Origin of the sequence: Campylobacter troglodytis, from assembly GCF_006864425.1 — a bacterium.
GTDB classification, from domain to species: domain Bacteria; phylum Campylobacterota; class Campylobacteria; order Campylobacterales; family Campylobacteraceae; genus Campylobacter_D; species Campylobacter_D troglodytis.
In genome coordinates this window covers 1-406 of record NZ_QHLI01000264.1, presented here as the reverse complement: position 1 = coordinate 406, position 406 = coordinate 1, and the positions used below count along the sequence as shown (strand labels likewise).

Here is a 406-nt window from a genome sequence, read left to right as displayed (position 1 = left end):
AAGCTGAATTTAAGCCTTTAAGTCCTAAATTCAAAACACAAATTCAAGGCTATTTAAAACACAAATTCAAAGCTCTTACAAAGCTTAAATTCAAGGCTAAGGCTAGCTTAATAGTTAAAAGGCTAAAATCAAGGCTAAAGCTAACTTACAAAGCACAAATTCAAGGCTAATTCAAATCTGATAAGCTCTTACAAGGTGCAAATCAAAGCTCTTTCAAGGCTATTTAAAGCGTAAATTCAAGGCTAAGTTAAAGTGAAAATTCAAAACACAAATTCAAAGCCAATTCAAAACTCTTTGAAAGACTAGCTCCTAGCCTCTCTCCAATCATCGCTCCCACTTGTGCCAGCAGCTGTGTGCTCCCAAATGACCTTTCTGTAATTCATAGAAACCCTGAAAAGCTCTGTTT

General features: G+C 35.5%; 1 pseudogene. It reads right to left on the bottom strand.

From position 1 onward, the window contains the following. Window positions 1-302: 302 nt before the first annotated feature. Window positions 303-406, bottom strand: a pseudogene (locus DMC01_RS16260) (type VI secretion system tube protein Hcp); the annotation flags it as partial.